Source organism: Streptomyces sp. NPDC028289 (assembly GCF_055565975.1).
This window is the reverse complement of the sequence record NZ_JBVHTI010000004.1, coordinates 78,529-97,635: the sequence shown is the minus strand read 5'-3', so window position 1 is coordinate 97,635 and position 19,107 is coordinate 78,529. Positions and strand designations below refer to the sequence as shown.

Here is a 19,107-nt window from a genome sequence, read left to right as displayed (position 1 = left end):
CTGAAGTTAGGGTGATGCACGGACCATATGGCGCTGCGCCGAACCAAATTCGGCGCTGGGGGCATGGAGGCAGTCGTGGACGAAGTTGATTCGGCGATCGTGCGCCATTTGCAGGTGGACGGTCGGCTCTCCAACCGCGCGCTCGCCGAGAAGCTCGGCATCGCACCGTCCACCTGCCTCGAACGCACCAGGCTGCTGCACAGGCGCGGCATCATCCAGGGGTACCGGGCCCAGGTCTCCCTGCGCGCGCTCAACCGCTCGGTACAGGCCATGGTGGCCACGCAGATCCGGCCGCTGCGCCGGGACGTCGTGGCGGCCTTCGAACAGTCGGTGACCCGGCTGCCGGAAGTCGTCTCCGTCTACACGATGGCCGGCAGCGACGACTTCCTCGTCCACGTCACGGCCCAGGACATCGACCACCTGCACGCCTTCCTCCTGGACCAGTTCACCGACCGCCGCGAGATCGTCAGCTTCCGCACGTCGATCATCTACCAGCACCTCACCAACCCGGTCCTCGACCCGCTGCCTCCCGTCGAGGAGCAACAGGCCTGAGATTCCCACCGGCACCCTCCTTTCTGACCGGAGAAAGGCCGGGCACCGGCCGGTTCACGCCGTGGCCTCCGCTCGTGCCACCAGGTCCAGCGCGATGTCGGTGATCATGTCCTCCTGGCCGCCCACCATGCCGCGTCGGCCGACCTCGACCAGGATGGTGCGGGTGTCGAGGCCGTAGCGGGCCGCGGCGGTCTCGGCGTGGCGCAGGAAGCTGGAGTAGACGCCGGCGTAGCCGAGGCTGAGGGTTTCGCGGTCGACCCGTACCTCGCGGTCCTGCAGCGGCCGTACGAGATCGTCGGCGGCGTCCATGAGCGGGAACAGATCGCAGGCGTGCTTCCAGCCCATCAGGTCGGCGACCGCGACGAACGCCTCCAGCGGGCAGTTGCCGGCGCCCGCGCCCTGTCCGGCGAGCGAGGCGTCGACGCGTACGGCGCCGTTCTCGACGGCGATCACGCTGTTGGCGACGCCGAGGGCGAGGTTGTGGTGGGCGTGGATGCCCAGCTCGGTGGCCGGGTCGAGGACGTCCCGGTAAGCGCGGAAGCGGTCGCGGACGCCGTCCATGGTGAGGCGGCCGCCGGAGTCGGTGACGTAGACGCAGTGCGCGCCGTAGGACTCCATGAGCTTGGCGTTCCGGGCGAGTTCGGCCGGTTCGGCCATGTGGGACATCATCAGGAAGCCGGCGACGTCCATACCCAGGTCGCGGGCGGCGGCGATGTGCTGGGCGGAGATGTCGGCCTCGGTGCAGTGGGTGGCGATGCGGACCGAGCGGATGCCCAGGGTGTGGGCCTGCCTGAGGTCGTGCAGGGTGCCGATGCCGGGCAGCAGCAGCGTGGTGGGCACCGCGTGGTGCGTGGCGTCGGTGACGGCCTCGATCCACTCCCAGTCGGTGTGGGCGCCGACGCCGTAGTTGATGCTGGAGCCGGCCAGTCCGTCGCCGTGGGCGATCTCGATGGCGGTCACACCGGCGGCGTCCAGGGCGGCGGCGATGGCGCGGGCCTGGGCGACGGTGTAGCGGTGCCGGACGGCGTGCATGCCGTCCCGCAGGGTCACGTCCTGGATGTACAGACGGGTCATCGCGCGGCCCTCTCGGCGGAGCGGTGGGCGGCCATGCGTTCCGCGGTGCGCAGCGCGGCCGAGGTCATGATGTCGAGGTTTCCGGCGTAGGCGGGCAGGTAGTGGGCGGCGCCCTCGACCTCCAGGAAGACCGACACCTTGAGGGGCTCGTCGGTGCCGGGGGCGAGGGTGCGCAGCGGGTCGTCGGCGGCGACCTTCTCGTACTGCACCTTCTGCTTGAGCCGGTATCCGGGCACGTACGCCTGGACGCGGCCGACCATCTCCTCGATCGACGCGGTGACGTCCTCAGTGGCGCAGTCGGCGACCAGGCAGTGCACGGTGTCCCGCATGATCAGCGGTGGTTCGGCCGGGTTGAGGACGATGATCGCCTTGCCGCGCGCGGCGCCGCCGACCTTCTCGACGGCCGAGGAGGTGGTCTCGGTGAACTCGTCGATGTTGGCGCGGGTGCCGGGGCCGGCCGAGCGGGAGGCGATGGACGCGACGATCTCCCCGTAGTGGACCGGGGTGACCGCGTTCAGCGCGGCGACGACCGGGATGGTGGCCTGGCCGCCGCAGGTGACCATGTTGACGTTGGGGGCGTCGAGGTGGGCGGTTCCGTTGACCGGCGGGACGACGTACGGGCCGATCGCGGCGGGGGTGAGGTCGACGAGGGTGCGGCCCAGGGGGCGCAGGATCTCGTCGTGGTGGCGGTGGGCGCCGGCCGAGGTGGCGTCGAAGACGATCTCCACATCGGCGAACTCGTCCAGTTCCACGAGCCCTTCGACGCCCTCGTGGGTCGTGGTCACTTTCAGCCGGCGGGCGCGGGCCAGGCCGTCGGAGTCCGGGTCGATGCCGGCCATCGCGGCGATCTCCAGGCTCTCCGACAGCCGCAGGATCTTGATCATCAGGTCGGTGCCGATGTTGCCCGAGCCGATGACGGCGACCTTCGTCCTGCTCACCGCTGGTCTCCTTCCTCGGCGAACCCGACCCGCACGGAGCCCAGGTCCGGAATGCGGGCCTCGAACGTGTCGCCCGGGGCAGCGGGGGCCATCGGGCCCAGCGCACCGGTCAGTACGAGGTCGCCGGCGCGCAGGGGGTCGCCGCGCTCGGCGAGGGCGGACGCCAGCCAGACCGCCGCATTCAGCGGGCTGCCGAGGCAGGCGGCGCCGGTGCCCTCGGAGGCGGCCTCGCCGTTGCGCTCCATCGTCATCGTCACGGCGCGCAGATCGACCCGGTCCAGCGGCACGGGAGTGCCACCGAGGACGTACAGACCGCAGGAGGCGTTGTCGGCGACCGTGTCGACGAGCGAGATGTCCCAGCCGGCGACCCGGCTGTCGACGATCTCCAGGGCGGGCAGCGCGAAGTCGACGGCGCGCAGGACGTCCACCAGGGTGCACTCGCGTTCCGGCAGGTCCCGCCCGAGGACGAGGGCGACCTCCGCCTCCACCTTGGGCTGCAACAGCCGCCCCGCGGGCACCTGGCCGCCGTCCGGCACGGCCATGTCGGCGAACAGGGCGCCGAAGTCGGGCTGGTCGACCCCGAGCTGGCGCTGGACGGCCGGCGAGGTGAGGCCGATCTTGCGGCCGACGATCCGGCGGCCCGCCTGCTGCCCCCGTCGGACGTTGACCTGCTGCACGGCGTAGGCGGTCTCCATGTCGCCCCCGCCGTCGAACAGGTGGCGCACGGGCGGGCAGGCGGCCCCGGAGCGGGCGGCCTCCGCCAGCAGGTCGGCGGCCTTGACCACGGCCGGGGGGACGGCGTCCGGACGAACGCCGTCGGTTGCGGTCGGCACGGATTACCTCCTGGAAGGAAGGGCGGCGGGTTGACATCGATATAGACAGGGTCTTCGAAAAGCGACAAACTCTGTTCCGTGACACGGAACAACGTGAGCGGCAGCATGCTGGAAAAGGCCGCGGTCATCCTGGATTGCTTCAGTCCGAGTGGCGGTCCATTCCGGTTGTCGGAACTTTCCGTGCTCACCGGTCTGCCCAAGCCCACCGTGCACCGGCTGGCGGCGGACCTGATCGGGCTGGGCTGGCTGGAGCGGTCCGGCAACCGGTACCGGCTCGGTGCGAAGCTGTTCGAGCTCGGCTCGTTGGTCCCGCACCGGCGTGATCTGCGTGAGACGGCGCTGCCGTTCCTCCAGGACCTGTTCGAGGCCACCCGCGAGACCGTCCACCTCGGCGTCCGCCAGGGCATGGACGTCGTCTATCTGGAGCGCATCCACGGCCACGAGGCGCTCCGGCTGCCGTCCCGCATCGGCGGCAGCCTGCCGCTGAGCTGCACCGGCGTCGGCAAGGCCCTGCTCGCCTTCTCCGGTGCCGAGCTGGCCGAGGAGGTGCTGTCCCGGCCGCTGCCGAGCCTCACGCCGTACTCGGTCACCGACCCGGCGCGGCTGCGCCTGGCCCTGGAGAAGATCCAGGTCTCGGGCCTCGCCTACGAGGAACAGGAGGCCGCTGTGGGCGTCAGCTGCATCGCTGCTCCGGTGTTCTCCGGCGGGAGCATGGTGGCGGCCCTCTCGGTGGCCGTGCCCTGCGCACGCTTCGGCCCGGCCCGGCTGGCCCCCGCGGTGCGGACGGCGGCGCTGGGCCTGTCGCGGGTCCTGCGCGGGGGCGGCACCGGCCCGCACTGAGGAGCCCGTGCACATCGCAAGTGGCTCAGTCGGTGCCGGGCTGGACGAGCTTGAAGAAGAGGCGGGCGCCGGCCCGCTGCGCGGATTGCCGCAGCCGCTCCGGGAGCGGACGCGTGGCGCGAGCGGTTGCGGGGGTGTCGGCCAGACGGGGGAAGAGGGCTTCGGCGTTGGCGCGGTTGACGGCGTGCCGGACGTCCGGGGTGAGCTCGGCGTCGAGCCCGTTGGCGAAGTACTGACCGGCGGCCGTGGGGGCGAACGGCCAGTCGCTGCCGAACAGGACGTGCCCGGGGCGGGCGAAGGCGAGCAGGGTGGGCAGGGCGGCGGGGCTGGAGGACAGGGCGGTGTCGAAGTAGAAGCCGCGGAGGTCGTCGAGGATGTCGAGCGGGCTGCGCCCGGTGTCGGCGGCGAGGGCGACGGCCATGCGGTGGGAGGCGTAGGGGACGAAGCCGCCCGCGTGGCTGAGGATGAAACGGATGCCGGGGTATCGGCGCACGATGCCGTTGCGGACCAGGAGGTGGGCGGCGCGCGTGGTGTCGAGGAGGAAGTCGGCGGCGAACGGGGGGATGCCGTCGACGGCGGGAGCGGGTAGCTCGGCCGGGTGGACGAAAACGACGGCACCGTGCGTGTCGAGGGTCCGCCACAGGGCGTCCTGGCCTTCGGCGCCCAGATAGGTGGCCTGGTTGTTGGCGAGCAGGGTGACCCCGTCGGCGCCGAGTTCGGTCAGGGCCCGCTCTGCTTCCTCCGCCGACGCGTCGGCGTCGGGCATGGGCAGGGTGGCGAACCAGCCGAAGCGGCCGGGGTGGTCGAGGGGGAGTCCCGCGCAGAAGTCGTTCAGACGGCGGGCCAGGCCGGCGGCCTCGGCCCGGTCGGCGAGGAAGCCCGTGCCGGGGGTGGACACGGAGAGGATCGCCGTCTCGGTGCCCAGCAGGTCCATCACCTCAAGGGCGGCCTCGGGGCTCCAGTCGGGCAGGACCCGGCCGCCCGCCTCGGCGATGCCGGACTTGGCCAGGGCATCGCGGTACAGGGCTGGGACCAGGTGCTGGTGGACATCGATGCGGCGGCGCGCGGTGGTCATGGGGCGACTTCTTTCGGGTGGGCGGAACGAGCGCCCCGTCGGTGGGGCGTCTTGCCGTGCGGTGGGTCGGAGGCGACACCCGGGCGTCGGATCACCTCGGGCATCGGGTCGGAGCTGCTGCAAACGATCGGCCGGGAGCCGGGAGCCGGGAGCCGGGAGCCGGGAGCCGGGAGCCGAGTCCGGGTCCGGTGGGTACCGGGGGCGCTGCCAGGACCGGGCGGATCGGACGAACGTCACCGACACGGGGCCGAGGGGGTCGGAGCGGGCCTCGACCCGCCGGCTCCCCGAAGCAGACGGGCCGCCGCGTCGAACACCGATCGTGCGTGCAGCTCGAACAGCGCCGGCAGGTCGACCGCGTCACCATGGATCTCCCGGTGGGTGAAGAGGCCGTCGGCGCCGGCGACCGCGTATGTGGTGAGGGTCCCCACGGCGTCCTCGCCCAGATCCGGGAACAGGCTCCTGATCACGTCCCCGACCCTTCCCAGGGAGACCTCGCGGACCTGGAGGAAGACCCTGCGGCCCAGCGGCTCGGTGGGGCGCCGCTCCAGAGCGAGCATCAGACCCAGGCGGAGGAAGTCCGGTGCGTCGACCAGCGACTTCGCGACGTCGGCGGCCATGATCAGGACGCGTTCCAGCGGAGTGCCGGTGCTGTCGTCGGGGAGTTCGAGGGTGTCGACCCAGGCATCGAAGCTGCGTTCGATGACAGCGGCGATCAGGTCGTCCTTGTCCTTGAAGTGCCAGTAGATCGAGCTGGCGGGCAGCCCGCATTTGGCGCTGACCGCGGCTATGGACGTGCCCTCGTATCCGCGCTCACCGGCGATCTCCACCGCCGCGTCGAGGATGCGCTGCCGCGACTCCACGCCGTTCGCGCGCTTCTTCGGCGCTGTCCGCGGCCTGGTCATGGAATCCGCCTCTGCCCTCGTCGTCGGCGCTTGACCGCCTTCTTCATCCAACCTACCGTAGCGGTTGCTCCAATTGGAGTAAACGCTACATCAAGAGCCGCGACAGGGACGGTGAGGTGGTCCGGTGAGCGAAATCAGGGCCGAGGACGACGCGTACGACGTGGCGGTGATCGGCTACGGGCCGACCGGTGTGACCGCGGCGAACCTGCTGGGGGCGACGGGCCTCAGAGTCGTCGTGGTGGAGCGGGACGCCGAGGTCTACTCCCGGGCGCGGGCGATCTCCACCGACGAGGAGGTCATCCGGATCTGGCAGCGCGTCGGGCTGGCCGACCGGCTCAAGCAGGACATGCTCGCCGAGCGCCCGCTGGACTTCGTCGACGCGCGGGGGCGTACGTTCCTCAGCGCCTGCCCCAGTCCGCGCGGCCATGGTCATCCGCCGCAGATGTTCATCTACCAGCCGGCCCTGGAGCAGGTCCTGCGCGAGGGCGTCGACCGGTACCCGAACGTGAAGGTGCTGCTGCGGCACGAGTGCCTGCGGCTGCGTCAGGACGCGGAGGGCGTCGAGCTGACGGTCGTGGGCGCCGACGACTCGGTACGACGGCTGCGCGCGAAGTACGTGATCGCGGCCGACGGCGGCTCCAGCCTCACCCGCGCGCAGCTGAACGTCGGCTACGAGGGGCGGACGTACGAGGACCGCTGGGTGGTCATCGACACGAAGATGCTCAAGCCGTGGCCGGACCACGACCGGCTGCGCTTCCGCTGCGACCCGGCGCGGCCGGCGGTCGACTGCCCGACCCCGCTCGGGCATCACCGCTGGGAGTTCCCGATCCTGCCCGGTGACGACGAGAAGCACCTGACCACCGACGACGCGATCCACGCGATGGTGTCCGAGTACGGGATCGGCCGGGACCAGATCAAGATCCTGCGCGCCACCGTGTACAGCCATCATGTCCGCTTCGCCGCCCGCTTCCGGGTGGGCAGGGTCTTCCTCGCCGGCGACGCCGCGCACGCGATGCCGCCGTGGATCGGGCAGGGCATGGCCGCCGGCGTGCGCGACGCGGCCAACCTGTGCTGGAAGCTCGCCGCCGTGCTGCGCGGCGAGCTGCCCGAGAACCTCCTCGACTCCTACGAGGCCGAACGCAAGCCGCACGTCAAGGAGGTCACCCGGCGTGCGGTGTCCGTCGGCCGGATCATCACCGAACGACGGCTCCCCGTGGCCCGCGCCCGGGACACCACGTTGCGCGCGCTGCTGCGGGCGACCGGCCTCAACTCCCGGCTGGTGGACTCCCACTGGATACCGGTCGCCCACTACGCCAGGGGGTTCCAGGCCGGCCCGCGCACCAAAGCCGTCGGGAAGCAGCTCCCGCAGCCCTGGGTCACCGACCCTTCCGGAACCCGCGTGCGCCTGGACGACGTGCTCGCCGGCCGCTGGCTGCTGCTGCACGTCGGACTGTCCCGCCCGCAGGTGCCGTGGGATCGCGCCGGTGTGTCCTCGCTGGCCGTGCTGCCGGCCGGCTCCCGCCCGGCCGAGGGCGCGGTCGTCGACAGCGAGGGGGTGCTGCTGCCCTGGCTGACCGGACACGGTGCGGCCACCGTCGCCCTGCGCCCCGACGCCTACGTCTACGCCGCCGCCGGACCGGGCTCCCCCCTCCCGCAGCCGCCCACCGGGTTCGCGCCGCTTGCGGGCGCGACCGTCCCGACCCTTTCGTGAGGACCGCCATGACCACACACGCGGCACCGCCCCCGATGCAGGAGTCGCTGCTCGACGTCGGCGGCAGGAAGATCTTCGTCGCGGAGACCGGTGACGGCCCGCCCGTCCTGCTGCTGCACGGCGGCGGCCCCGGCGCTTCCGGGGTCTCCAACTACTCGCGCAACATCGCCGAGCTGGCGAAGGAGTTCCGGGTCATCGTCCCCGACCTGCCCGGCTACGGTCGCAGCACCAAGGGTATCGACCTCACCGACCCGTTCGGGGCCCTCGCCACCGGCATCCGCGGCCTGCTGGACCGTCTCGGCCTGGACAAGGCGCACCTGGTGGGCAACTCCTACGGTGGCGCCTGCGCCCTGCGGCTCGCCCTGGACACCCCCGACCGGGTCGACCGCATGGTCCTGATGGGCCCCGGCGGCATCGGCACCACCCGCGCCCTGCCCACGCCGGGGCTGAACGCCCTGTTGAACTACTACACCGGGGACGGGCCCTCGCGGCTGAAGCTGGAGCGGTTCGTCCGCGACTACCTGGTCTTCAACGCGGCCCAGGTGCCCGAGTCGGTCATCGACGCGCGCTACCGGGACAGCATCGATCCGGAGGTCGTCGCCGACCCACCCCTGCGGCGCCCCAAGTCGGCGGCCGCCCTGTGGAAGATGGACTTCACCCGTGACAAGCGGCTGAGCCGGCTGGCCGTTCCCACGCTGGTCCTGTGGGGTGGCGCCGACAAGGTCAACCGGCCCACCGGCGGTCGGATGCTGGCCGGCCGCATGCCCGACTGCGACCTCTACGAGGTGGCCAACACCGGCCACTGGGTCCAGTGGGAGCGCGCCGACCTCTTCAACCACCTCTGCGCCGGCTTCCTGGCGGGCCGCCGGTGAACGACTACGACGCGTCCTCGGTCTTCGGTGCGGTCCACCTGGGTCACATCGTCATCGAGACCAACCGCTTCGCCGACTGGCGCCGCTTCGGTGAGGACGCCATCGGCATGCACTGCGACCAACTCGACATCGGCTTGATGCGGTTCCGCCTCGACGAGCAGGAGTGCCGCTTCCTGCTGCGGCGTGGACCGGCCGAGGACGTGGTCGCTACCGGCTGGCACGTCGACGACCACACCACCTTCGAGCGGATCGAGGCCCGCGTCCGCGCCCACGGCGTCCCCGTCGTGGCGGGCAGCGCCGAAGAGGCACGGCAGCGCGGTGTCGAACGTCTGCTGCGCTTCCAGGGCCCCAAGGGGATCGTCCAGGAGATCTGCACGACCCCGGTCACCTCGGCCGAACCCCTGCGGATGCTCTCGTCCGGATGGGTCACCGGAGACTCCGGCATGGGGCACGTCGCGATCACCTCGGCCAGACCGGCCCTGATGCGGGGCTACTTCAACACGGTCTTCGACGCCCGGCTGACCGACTACATCGACGAGACCATCAGCGGCGTCAAGCTCAAGATCCGCTTCCTGCGGGTCAACGAGCGCCACCACTCGGTGGCGATCGCCTCGGTCCGGGGCCTGCCGATCGACCCGATCCGCACCCGGGTGCAGCACCTGAACATCCAGGCGGCCGGCCTGGACGACGTCGCCCAGAGCTATGAACGGGTGCACCGGCTCGGCTTCGACATGGCCCTGTCCGTGGGACAGCACACCAACGACAAGGAGCTCTCCTACTACGCCCGCACCCCCTCGGGCTTCGAGTGGGAGGTCGGCTGGAACCCGATCGTCGTCGACGAAACCACCTGGGAGCCCTCCACCCACCAGGGCATCAGCATCTGGGGCCACAAGCCGGTCGGCCAGACCATCGTCGACAAGCTCGACCAGTTCCGCCTCGGCGCCCGCTCTCTGGCCCGCCCCGAGCGGACCGTTCCCGCGCTCAGCGGCGCCGGCATCCCCGACGACTGACCTTCCGGGCCGGACCGTTCCCGTTCCCGTCACCGGTCCGGCCCGGCCGTGTCATGCCGCGCCGCCTTCCGGCCGGAGTCGTCGTCACGCAATTCTGATGAGTTCATCATTTCTCCGGGTGGCGGCACGGCTCCTGATGGCAGCACGCTCGAAGTTCCGTACCTGCCGGCCGAGTACGACCTCGTACTGGAACCGGGCTGAAAAGGACTTCTCCGCCACGTACAACCTTTCGGAGGGCCGCCGGTCTGAACAGACACACACCTACGCGAGCTGCTGGGGGGTAGCCATGCGACGAATAGGTACTGCACTGGCCGCGATGATGCTGGCGGGCGGCGGGCTGTTGGCCGGCGCGGTTCCGGCGACGGCCGCGCCGACGGCCGTCGACTGTGCCGTGACGTGGGGAAGCCTGGACAAGACCGGTGACGCTGTCGCCTCCAGGCGGCTGACCGACGTGCGGACCGGACAGCACGAGTGCTTCGACCGGCTGGTCTTCGACGCCCAGGGCACGTCGGCCGACCCGATCGGCTACACCGTCCGCTACGTCGACGTACTGCACCAGGACCCGTCCGACGCCGTGGTGCCGATCAAGGGCGGAGCCATTCTGGAGATCTCGCTGTTCGCTCCGCGCTACGACCCGGCGACCGGAGTGCCCTACCCGCCGCTTCCGGCCGTCGACGTCACCGGGTACCGGACGTTCCGGGAGTTCAAGGTCACGGGTGGCTCGGAGGGGTACACCCAGGCGGGCCTGGGCGTCCGTGCCCGGCTGCCGTTCCGGGTCTTCCAGACGGCCAACCACCTCGTGGTGGACGTGGCTCACACCTGGTGACCCCGTACGGGCGGGGAGCGATCTCCCCCGGGTACGTTGGTCGGCGGGACGCAGGTGCTGGAAGCGGGTGAGGCCGGAGTGCAGACACCGGAGGTGGCGGTGACCGCGCGGCCCGCGCCGGAGCGGCAGATGTGGCCGCTGTACGCCGCGGGGTTCACCACCGCCTTCGGGGCGCACGGCATCGCCGCGAGCCTCGGCGGCGAGGCGCACATCTCGCTGCTGGTGCTGGGCGGGCTGCTCGCGCTGTACGACGGCGCCGAGGTGCTGCTGAAGCCGGTGTTCGGCACCCTCGCCGACCGGATCGGCGCCCGTCCGGTCCTGCTCGGCGGGCTGGTGTCCTTCGCCGTCGCGTCCGCGCTGTACGTCGCCGCCGACAGCCCCGGCTGGCTCTGGGCCGCGCGCCTCGGGCAGGGGGCCGCGGCCTCCGCCTTCTCGCCGTCGGCCTCCGCCCTGGTCGCCCGCCTCAACCCGGCCGCCAAGCACGGCCGTGCCTTCGGCGGTTACGGCTTCTACAAGTCCATCGGCTACACCCTCGGCCCGCTGCTCGGCGGAGTGCTGGTCCGGGTCGGCGGACTGCGACTGCTGTTCGCCGTCCTCGCGGTGCTGGGGGCGGCGGTCGCCGTATGGGCCGCGCTCGCCGTACCCGCCGTACCGCCGCTGTCCAAAGCCCGCCAGACGGTCCTCGACCTGGCCCGTCGGCTCGCCGACCCGGCGTTCCTCGCCCCCACCTCCGCGCTGGCCGCCGCCACCGCGGCACTCTCGGTCGGGGTCGGCTTCCTGCCCGTCTCCGGCCGCGCCGCCGGGCTGGACACGGTCGCCACCGGCGCCGCCGTCTCGCTGCTCGCCGCGACCGCCGCAGTGGTCCAGCCACGCGCCGGACGCGCCCTGGACGACGGGCGCCTGACCACGCGCACCGGCCTCGCCGCGGGACTGTCGGTCACCGCCGTGGGGCTGGCCTGCGCGATGCTGCCGGGACTGACCGGCATCCTCGTCGGGGCCGCCCTGATCGGCGCCGGTACCGGGCTGATCACCCCGCTCGGCTTCGCCGCGCTGGCCGCGAGCACTCCCGCCGAACGACTGGGGCAGACCATGGGTGCCGCCGAGCTTGGCCGCGAACTCGGCGACGCGGGGGGCCCGTTGCTCGTCGCCGCGGTCGCCTGGCTCGCCTCGCTCACCTACGGCTACGGGGCGCTCGCGGTCCTGACCGGGCTGGGCGCGGTGGTCGCGCTCGTCCGCCGTCGGACGGTGCCGGCCGTACCCGGGGGCGAGCCGGAAAGGTGAACGGTCTCCCGGTCAGTCCAGGCGCCGGCGGCGCAGGAGGTGCCGCAGGACGAGCGCGGCGACGAGCACGCCGAGGGCGATGAGCGCGTACAGCTGGTAGCGGCTGATCGTGTCGTAGACGGCGGTGATGTGGGTGCCCGTCACATAGGCGAGGCTCGCCCACAGGCCGACCCACAGTGCCGCGCCGAGGGCGTTGAAGACCAGGAAACGGCGCCAGGGCATACCGCTGGTGCCCGCGATGATGCCGTTGACCTGGCGGAGCCCTTCCACGAAGCGGGCCACCGCGACGATCTTGCCGCCATGGCGGGTGAAGAACTGCTCGGCCGTCCGGAAGCGCTCCGGGGTCAGGAACACATAGCGTCCCCAGCGGTGCACGAAGGCCCGGCCGCCGGTGTGGCCGATCAGATAGCCGATGTTGTCCCCGGCCACGGCGGCGGCGAACGCGATGACCGCGACGGCCACGCTGTTCAGTTGTCCGGCCCCCGCGTAGATGCCCGCGGCGATCAGGATGGTCTCCCCCGGGGCGGGGACTCCGAAGTCCTCCACCAGGACCACGGCACCGACGGCCCAGTAGCCGTAGTGGGTGAGCAGCGGGGCCAGATGAGCCAGCGGGCCCGGGAGCGGCGGCGCCATGCCCCCACCGTACGCGGCCGACGCGGTCGGAAGGTCCGGGCAGGAACCCCGGGGAGCCGGAGGGCTGCCGTTACAGGCCGCGCCAGACGTTGTCGAAGGCCGCGTCCTCGATCTCCCTGCGCTGGCGTACGGCGGCCAGTTCCGTCACGGCGTCGTCCACGGCGGCCACCACCGTCACGATCGCGTCGGAGACCGCACTCGCGAGGTCCTTGGCCGCCTCGTCCCGGATCCCCACCGCGGCCGCGAGGGCGGCGAGCACCGGCTCACCCGACGCCCAGCGCTCGTGCGCCTGCGCGCGCTCGGGCGAGTCGGCGGCCTCCGTCCGCCCGGTCGGCAGCGGCAGCCAGCGCCGCCGCTGCTGGGCCACGGTCCCGTCCGCCTCCAGGGCGTCCAGATAGGCGGCGCCCAGGCCGCGGCCCCGCCGCCACAGCCAGTCCTCGACCGACTCGTACGGCGTCTCCCGCCGCAGCGCCGCCGCAGCCTCGTCGAGGAGCCGGTCGACCGTCCCGCCCGCCGGTGCGGGCACGATGAGCTCGCCGTCGAGCGTGACCGCCCCGGCGTCGATGAGATCGACCAGTTCGGCTCCCGCGAGCGCCAGCGAGAGGTCACCCTGCTCGACGGGCCGCGCGGCGGCGTCGTACACGGTGACGAGGAACAGGTCCCGGGGTGTGGTCATGACGGACTCCCCAACAGAGGCGACGAAGGCACCAGAGCTATCTGAAGCACTAGAGGTATCAGAGGTATCTAGAGGTGTCAGGGACAACGACCGCGCCGGTGGACACGATGCCCGGCCGGACGCCCCCGCCCGTGCCGTACCACCACCATGTGCCGTCGGCAGCCGACCCGCAGCACGACGTGCGGGGCAGGGCCCGAGGCAGGGAGCCGCACCGCGGCTGCGGCTCCCGCACGCGCGGTAGGCTGCTGCGCGATCAGAAGGGTGACTTCGGCCGGAGGCGGGTGGGCGTGACAGCGCAGGTCGAGCCGTCGTCGGCCGTCGGCACGGGTGGCCGGGACAGCCGGCTGGGCCCGCTCATCGTCACCCTCTTCGCGCTGTATGCCCGGGGCGAGCACAACTGGCTCTCCGTCGCCGCCGTGATACGCCTGATGGCCGACCTCGGCGTGGAGGGCCAGGCCGTACGCTCGGCGGTCTCCCGGCTGAAGCGGCGCGGGGTGCTGCGTGGTGAGCGCCACGAGGGCGCCGCCGGGTACGCCGTCTCCGCGGGCACGCCGGAGGTGCTGGAGGACGGGGACGTGCGCGTGTTCGAACGGAACCGGGCCGCGGCCGGCGACGGCTGGCTCGTCGTCGTGTTCTCCGTGCCGGAGTCCGAGCGCGACAAGCGCCACGCCCTGCGCACCGCCCTGACCCGGCTGGGCTTCGGCACCGCGGCCCCCGGCGTGTGGGTGGCGCCCGGCATCCTGGCCGACGAGACCCGCCGCACCCTGCAACGCCTCGGGCTGACGCCGTACGTGGACATCTTCACCGGCGAGCACTTCGCCTTCGGTGACCTGTCGGCGAAGGTCCGCGAGTGGTGGGACCTCGACGGGCTCACCACGCTCTACGCGGACTTCCTGGAGCGGTACCGGCCGGTGCGCGAGCGCGCGGCGGCGGGCGCGATCCCGGCCCGGGAGGCGTTCGGGATCCATCTGCCGATGCTCACCGAGTGGCGCCGGCTCCCGTACCGTGATCCCGGGCTCCCGCTGTCCCTGCTGCCGCCGGGCTGGACCGGCGACACCGCCGGCGCGCTCGTCGAGGAGCTGGACAGGACCCTCCGGGGGCCCGCAGGCGCCCACGCCCTGTCGGTCGTCCACACCTGTTAGGGCGCACGGCGCCCGCGCCGACCTGGAGCGTCCACCTGCGGTGGAAGCCCGCGGGGGAGGGCCTACCGGTGGTGCGGTGACGTCAGGTAGTGCTGGCGGAGCAGTTCCTTTCCGTAGTCGTTGCCGTTGGGCGTGCGGATGATCGAGTGCACGTGCATCTGGGTCGGGACGCCCTCGGTGCCGCCGTAGGCGCCGCGCAGCGGGCCGGGCGCCTGGCAGTCGACCTCGACCCAGACCACCGGGCTGTGCACCCGGACGTAGAACGCGTCGTCCGCGCCCGTGCCGCCGGCCCACGTCACGTACGTGTCGTCGAGATGCGCCCGCACCTCGGCCATCCGCACCTTCGCCGCGTCCGCCCTGGCCCGGTCGACGAACGCCTCGACGATGCCGAGGAGCTTCTGCTTCTGCGCGCCGCCGAGGGCGTTGCCGCGCAGGCCCTCGTAGGCCTGGACCGCGTTGTCGGAGAAGGCGCCGGCCTTCATCGACTCGCTGGTCTTGGTCGCGGAGACGATCGCGACCGCCTGCTGGTCGGCGGTGAGCGAGCCGACGAACGCGAGGCTCGCCAGCACCTCCTCGTGGCAGACGGTGACCGTCTCGCCGTCGATCTCCATGGAGGTCGGCTCGGAGCCCCAGAAGCAGGGGCTCATGACGACCTGGTCACCGAGGACGAAGTAGTTGACGACGCAGTGGTGGCCGTCGAACTGGAAGCCCCAGGGCTCGCTGTCCGAGGGGGTGCCCATCAGGGTCCAGTAGTAGGCGTCCTCGTTGAACGAGGCGGTGTTGCCGATCGCCTCGCCGGCCGCCTGGTTGATCTTCCGTATCCTCTCCGTGGTCTCCAGGCCGTCCGCGCTGAGCGCGGCCTTCAGCAGGGCCGTCCCCAGGTCCTTCTGCGTGTCGGTGAGGTCCGCGAGCGACACGCCCTGCCGGCTGTAGGAGTCGACGTTGCTCCACAGCCGCCACTCGGTGGAGTGGACCGTGAACTGGGTCGCGGTCTTCTGGGTGTCGGTCAGCCCGGCCAGGAAGGCGTTCGCGGCGCTGATGACGGGGGCCGTGTCGACCCTGGTCGAGTGGACCGTGAACAGGTCGTCGATCCGCTTGCCGTCCGTCGTCAGACCGAAGAACTCCTCCGTCAGCGACTGGTTGCCCGGACCCCCGGCGCCCCCGCCCGGACCGCCGCTCGGCGCACCGCTGGGGGAGGGGCTCGCCGAGGCGTCGGCGGTGCCCGTGCCGTCGTCGGCGAGCGCTGTCCAGGCCCCCGCGCTGCCCATCGTCACGAGGGCCGTCGCCCCGGACGCGAAGAACACCTTGCGCATGAAGTTGCGGCGACTCGCCTCGGGCTGCTCCGGTACCCGCTCCGGACCCCCACCGGCGTCGATCTCGGGCATGCGGCTCCCTTCGTCATGGGCGCGTCCCGCGTGGACGGCCACCGGACGACCAGCCTGCTGCGCCTAACTGAGGCTGCGCTGAACCGAGTTGCCCACACGGGCCCGGAGGAGATCGTCGACCTGGGGTTATGTGAGGAAGCTGAGGATTCAGGAAGGCTTCAGGGAGATGTGCGCGGCGACGGCGTCCGCGAGCGGCAGTGTGACGGTGAACTCGGTGCGGCCGGGTGCGCTGTCCACCTCCACGCGGCCGCCGTGCGCCTGGGTGATCGCGGCCGCGATGGCCAGCCCGAGACCCGCCCCGCCCGCGGCGCCGGGGGCGCGGGAGCGGGAGGCGTCGCCCCGGGTGAAGCGGTCGAAGACCGTCGGCAGGAGATCGGCCGGGACACCCGGGCCGTCGTCGCGCACCCGGATCGCACAGTGCCCGTCGGCCGTCTCCGCGGTGACGGTGATCCGGGTCCCGGCGGGGGTGTGCACCCGGGCGTTGGCCAGCAGGTTGGCCACCACCTGGTGCAGCCGGGACGGGTCGCCGGTCACCGTGGCGGGCGCGTCCAGGCAGAGCACCAGCTGCCAGTGTTGGTCCGCCCCTGCCGCGCGGGCGTCCCACACCGCGTCCCCGACCAGGGTCGCCAGGTTCACCTCGGCGGCCTCCAGCGGTCTGCCCTCCTCCAGCCGGGCGAGCAGCAGCAGGTCCTCCACCAGCCCCGTCATCCGCGCCGACTGGTCCGAGACCCGGCGCCAGGCCAGCTCGGGTTCGATCTTCCGGGAGTCCACGCCCGTCAGCATCAGCTCGGCGTATCCGGCGATCGAGGCGAGCGGGGTGCGCAGCTCGTGGCTGGCATCGGCGAGGAAGCGCCGCATGTGCTCCTCGGCGCGCTGCCGTTCCGACAGGGACCACTCCACGTGGTCGATCAGCCGGTTCAGCGCGACGCCGACCTGGCCGACCTCGGTGCCCGGATCGGTGTCCGGCGCCGGCACCCGGGTGAGCCCGCTCACCTCGCCCCGGTCGAGCGGTGCGTGCGAGACCTCCACGGCGGTGGCGGCGACCCGCCGCAGCGGCCGCAGCTGACGCCGGACCGCCACGGCCGACACGGAACCCGCCAGTACCAGCCCGACCCCGGCGATGCCGGCCTCGATCACGACCAGGGAGTCGATCATCCGCTGCACGCCGTCCACGGGCAGCCCGGCCAGCATGGTGGTGCCGTCCTCGCTGACCGCCGTCAGCCGGTAGCTGCCCAGGCCCGGGACGGTCCGGGTACGCAGGGTCCCGTCGGCCGGGATGCCGTCGAGGGCGGCACACTGGGCCGCGGTCAGGGAGCGCGGGCCGTCGTCGGTCACCACCTCGGCCGTGGCGATCTTCTCGCCGTCCATCAGCGCGGCCAGGGTGCCGGTGTGCTGGCCGCGCTCGTTGAGGAAGCCGAGGTTCGCACCGGCCGGTGCGTGCTCCCGGCCGCCCTGGCTGTGCTCGGCGGCGTCGGTGACCCGCTGGTCCAGGTCCCTGATCAGGTAGTAGCGCTGGACGAGCACGGTCGCCACGGCCATCGCCGTGCACACGGCGGCCAGGGTGAGGGAGTGGACGAGGACCATCCGGGCCCGCAGCGAGCGCCCGCGCAGCCGGGCCAGGGCCCGTCCGACGGCGGTCATCCCTCGTCGTCCGCCGCTCTGATGACGTACCCGGCGCCGCGCACGGTGTGGATCATCGGCCGGCGCTCCTTGTCGATCTTCGCGCGCAGGCCGTAGACGTACACCTCCACCAGGTTCCCGCCGCCGTCGAACGAGCTGTTCCACACGTGGTCGAGGATCTGCGTCTTGCTGAGCACCTGGCGGGGGTGGTCCATCAGGAACCGCAGCAGGTCGAACTCCTTCGCGGTGAGCGAGATCGGCGTGCCGCCCCGGCGCACCTCGCGGGTCCGCTCACCCAGCACCAGGTCGCCGAGGACCCGTACCCCCTCCTCCGCGGCGACCTCGCCCGCCCCGGAGCGGCGCAGCAGCCCGCGCAGCCGGAGCATCACCTCCTCCAGGGAGAAGGGCTTGGTCACGTAGTCGTCGGCGCCGGTGGCGAGCCCGTCGAGGCGGTGCTCCACCGCGTCCCGGGCGGTCAGCATCAGCACCGGCAGCCTGGCGTTCTCGTACCGGAGCCGGCGCAGCACCTGGATCCCGTCCAGGTCGGGCAGCATGCCGTCCAGCACGACGGCGTGCGGTCCGCAGGCACGGGCGGTGCGCAGCGCGCCGTACCCGTTGCGGGCCACGTACGGCTGCCAGCCCGCCGCGCTGACCGCGACCGAGAGCAGTTCGGTCAGCTCGGGCTCGTCGTCGACGATCAGCACCCGGATCGCGCCCGGTGCCGGTGTGGGGGTGTCAGGCATGGACGGATGCTCTCGCGGCGGCCTGTACGAGAGCTGTGGAGCCCGCGGCGACCGTGCCGCGGACCCCGCGAAAGGGCCCCGGACGCGTGACACCCCCCATAGGAGCCAGATCACATCCTATCCGCCGTCGTAGGAACGGAGCGCCCTGAACTGGCGAAAAGATGCCCAAAAGGGGCATTGCGTTCATTAGTTCTTAAGTCGGGTAGTACGTCACATCATTGCGGCCCGCTCCGCCGACCGCTAACCATTGCTGTCGTCGCCGGGAGACGGGCGACGGGCCGAGCGGATCACGCCGGGCCCGCCCACTCCCGCCGGTAGTACGGGCTCCGCCCACCGCCGCCGCCCACCGCGGCCGGCGCCGACGCCGTCCCCCACCGGAGAGTTGCTTTCACATGACCACGATCAACCGCACCCGCATCGCCCGCCTGCGCACCATCGGCCTCACCGGCCTCGTCACGACGGGTGCCGCGGCCGCCGCCCTCACCCTGATGCCGGCGAACGCACAGGCTGCCGAGATGACGCAGGCGCACACCTCGACCGCGGTCACGGCCTCCTCCGGCGACAGCAGCCGCACCGCCTCGCAGACCGGTTCCGCCCACAACCTCGACGGCTGGATCAAGCAGTCCCTGCAGATCATGAAGTCCAAGGGCATCCCGGGCAGCTACGAGGGCCTCAAGCGCAACATCATGCGCGAGTCCGGCGGCAACCCGAGCGCCCAGAACAACTGGGACGTCAACGCCAAGAAGGGCACCCCCTCCAAGGGGCTGCTCCAGGTCATCGACCCCACCTTCAACGCGTACCACGTCGCCGGCACCTCGGGCAGCGTCACCGACCCGGTCGCCAACATCACCGCCGCGGCCAACTACGCCGCCCACCGGTACGGCTCCATCGACAACGTCAACTCCGCGTACTGACCCGGCCGTCGTGCCGTAGCAGGAACGAGTCGACGAGGGGGTCGGCAGACCCCTCGTCCGCCGGACCGGCCGACACCGGC

At 72.2% G+C, this 19,107-nt stretch carries 19 protein-coding genes; 9 read left to right on the top strand and 10 right to left on the bottom strand.

Annotated elements, in window-relative coordinates; translation table 11 throughout:
- Positions 1–75: 75 nt before the first annotated feature.
- Entirely contained in the window at positions 76–552 is a 477-nt protein-coding gene (locus ACZ4UV_RS20395; RefSeq protein WP_451017879.1) for an Lrp/AsnC family transcriptional regulator, read from the top strand.
- A gap of 54 nt (positions 553–606) precedes the next feature.
- Here the strand turns inward: ACZ4UV_RS20395 and dmpG are convergent, their stop codons facing one another.
- From dmpG to ACZ4UV_RS20380, 3 genes are read right to left on the bottom strand one after another with little or no spacing between them, the layout of a single operon-like run.
- Positions 607–1,626 carry a 4-hydroxy-2-oxovalerate aldolase gene (dmpG, locus tag ACZ4UV_RS20390; protein WP_467839544.1) on the bottom strand — a complete coding sequence of 340 codons (1,020 nt, stop codon included), beginning with the start codon at positions 1,624–1,626 and terminating at the stop codon, positions 607–609.
- The gene (locus ACZ4UV_RS20385; protein WP_467839541.1) at positions 1,623–2,564 is read right to left on the bottom strand and encodes an acetaldehyde dehydrogenase (acetylating); all 942 of its coding nucleotides are present in this window, start codon (positions 2,562–2,564) and stop codon (positions 1,623–1,625) included. The genes dmpG and ACZ4UV_RS20385 overlap by 4 nt, the downstream gene beginning before the upstream one ends.
- Positions 2,561–3,397, bottom strand: a complete 837-nt coding sequence (locus ACZ4UV_RS20380) for a 2-keto-4-pentenoate hydratase (protein WP_467839538.1) — start codon at positions 3,395–3,397, stop codon at positions 2,561–2,563. Before ACZ4UV_RS20380 ends, ACZ4UV_RS20385 begins: the two co-directional genes overlap by 4 nt.
- A 105-nt stretch (positions 3,398–3,502) precedes the next feature.
- On the opposite strand from ACZ4UV_RS20380, the gene ACZ4UV_RS20375 reads away from it, so the two are divergent.
- On the top strand, positions 3,503–4,237 hold the full coding sequence (locus ACZ4UV_RS20375) for an IclR family transcriptional regulator (protein ID WP_451017894.1): 735 nt from the start codon (positions 3,503–3,505) through the stop codon (positions 4,235–4,237).
- Positions 4,238–4,262: 25 nt separating this feature from the next.
- Here the strand turns inward: ACZ4UV_RS20375 and ACZ4UV_RS20370 are convergent, their stop codons facing one another.
- Both ACZ4UV_RS20370 and ACZ4UV_RS20365 read right to left on the bottom strand, forming a co-directional pair.
- Positions 4,263–5,312 carry an amidohydrolase family protein gene (locus ACZ4UV_RS20370; RefSeq protein ID WP_467839535.1) on the bottom strand — a complete coding sequence of 350 codons (1,050 nt, stop codon included), beginning with the start codon at positions 5,310–5,312 and terminating at the stop codon, positions 4,263–4,265.
- 233 nt (positions 5,313–5,545) lie between these two features.
- Positions 5,546–6,214: a TetR/AcrR family transcriptional regulator gene (locus ACZ4UV_RS20365; protein ID WP_451017884.1), complete on the bottom strand. Its 669-nt coding sequence runs from the start codon at positions 6,212–6,214 to the stop codon at positions 5,546–5,548.
- A gap of 124 nt (positions 6,215–6,338) precedes the next feature.
- Here ACZ4UV_RS20365 and ACZ4UV_RS20360 point away from each other — a divergent pair, with 124 nt between their 5' ends.
- From ACZ4UV_RS20360 to ACZ4UV_RS20340, 5 genes are all read left to right on the top strand, one after another.
- On the top strand, positions 6,339–7,925 hold the full coding sequence (locus tag ACZ4UV_RS20360; RefSeq protein ID WP_451017885.1) for a bifunctional 3-(3-hydroxy-phenyl)propionate/3-hydroxycinnamic acid hydroxylase: 1,587 nt from the start codon (positions 6,339–6,341) through the stop codon (positions 7,923–7,925).
- An 8-nt stretch (positions 7,926–7,933) separates the two neighbouring features.
- On the top strand, positions 7,934–8,797 hold the full coding sequence (locus ACZ4UV_RS20355) for an alpha/beta fold hydrolase (RefSeq protein ID WP_451017886.1): 864 nt from the start codon (positions 7,934–7,936) through the stop codon (positions 8,795–8,797).
- The gene (locus ACZ4UV_RS20350) at positions 8,794–9,807 is read left to right on the top strand and encodes a VOC family protein (RefSeq protein ID WP_451017887.1); all 1,014 of its coding nucleotides are present in this window, start codon (positions 8,794–8,796) and stop codon (positions 9,805–9,807) included. The genes ACZ4UV_RS20355 and ACZ4UV_RS20350 overlap by 4 nt, the downstream gene beginning before the upstream one ends.
- Before the next feature lie 286 nt (positions 9,808–10,093).
- Positions 10,094–10,633, top strand: a complete 540-nt coding sequence (locus ACZ4UV_RS20345; protein WP_451017888.1) for an AMIN-like domain-containing (lipo)protein — start codon at positions 10,094–10,096, stop codon at positions 10,631–10,633.
- Between the two features lie 129 nt (positions 10,634–10,762).
- Positions 10,763–11,914, top strand: coding sequence for an MFS transporter (locus ACZ4UV_RS20340; RefSeq protein ID WP_451017895.1), 1,152 nt, complete (start codon positions 10,763–10,765; stop codon positions 11,912–11,914).
- 12 nt (positions 11,915–11,926) lie between these two features.
- Here ACZ4UV_RS20340 and ACZ4UV_RS20335 read toward each other — a convergent pair whose 3' ends face one another.
- Both ACZ4UV_RS20335 and ACZ4UV_RS20330 read right to left on the bottom strand, forming a co-directional pair.
- The gene (locus tag ACZ4UV_RS20335; protein ID WP_451017889.1) at positions 11,927–12,547 is read right to left on the bottom strand and encodes a DedA family protein; all 621 of its coding nucleotides are present in this window, start codon (positions 12,545–12,547) and stop codon (positions 11,927–11,929) included.
- Between the two features lie 70 nt (positions 12,548–12,617).
- Entirely contained in the window at positions 12,618–13,223 is a 606-nt protein-coding gene (locus ACZ4UV_RS20330) for a GOLPH3/VPS74 family protein (protein ID WP_467839529.1), read from the bottom strand.
- A 287-nt stretch (positions 13,224–13,510) separates the two neighbouring features.
- Here ACZ4UV_RS20330 and ACZ4UV_RS20325 point away from each other — a divergent pair, with 287 nt between their 5' ends.
- Positions 13,511–14,365 (top strand): PaaX family transcriptional regulator, encoded by an 855-nt coding sequence (locus tag ACZ4UV_RS20325; RefSeq protein ID WP_451017891.1) that lies wholly within the window; start codon positions 13,511–13,513, stop codon positions 14,363–14,365.
- Between the two features lie 62 nt (positions 14,366–14,427).
- On the opposite strand, the gene ACZ4UV_RS20320 is transcribed toward ACZ4UV_RS20325, so the two are convergent.
- The 3 genes from ACZ4UV_RS20320 to ACZ4UV_RS20310 form a co-directional block, all read right to left on the bottom strand.
- Positions 14,428–15,750 (bottom strand): DUF3500 domain-containing protein, encoded by a 1,323-nt coding sequence (locus tag ACZ4UV_RS20320; RefSeq protein WP_467839526.1) that lies wholly within the window; start codon positions 15,748–15,750, stop codon positions 14,428–14,430.
- Positions 15,751–15,897: 147 nt separating this feature from the next.
- The gene (locus tag ACZ4UV_RS20315) at positions 15,898–17,391 is read right to left on the bottom strand and encodes a sensor histidine kinase (RefSeq protein ID WP_467839523.1); all 1,494 of its coding nucleotides are present in this window, start codon (positions 17,389–17,391) and stop codon (positions 15,898–15,900) included.
- Positions 17,388–18,113 carry a response regulator transcription factor gene (locus ACZ4UV_RS20310; RefSeq protein ID WP_351495953.1) on the bottom strand — a complete coding sequence of 242 codons (726 nt, stop codon included), beginning with the start codon at positions 18,111–18,113 and terminating at the stop codon, positions 17,388–17,390. The genes ACZ4UV_RS20315 and ACZ4UV_RS20310 overlap by 4 nt, the downstream gene beginning before the upstream one ends.
- Before the next feature lie 392 nt (positions 18,114–18,505).
- Between ACZ4UV_RS20310 and ACZ4UV_RS20305 the strand changes: the two genes are divergently transcribed.
- Entirely contained in the window at positions 18,506–19,027 is a 522-nt protein-coding gene (locus ACZ4UV_RS20305; RefSeq protein WP_390044767.1) for a transglycosylase SLT domain-containing protein, read from the top strand.
- Positions 19,028–19,107: the final 80 nt, after the last annotated feature.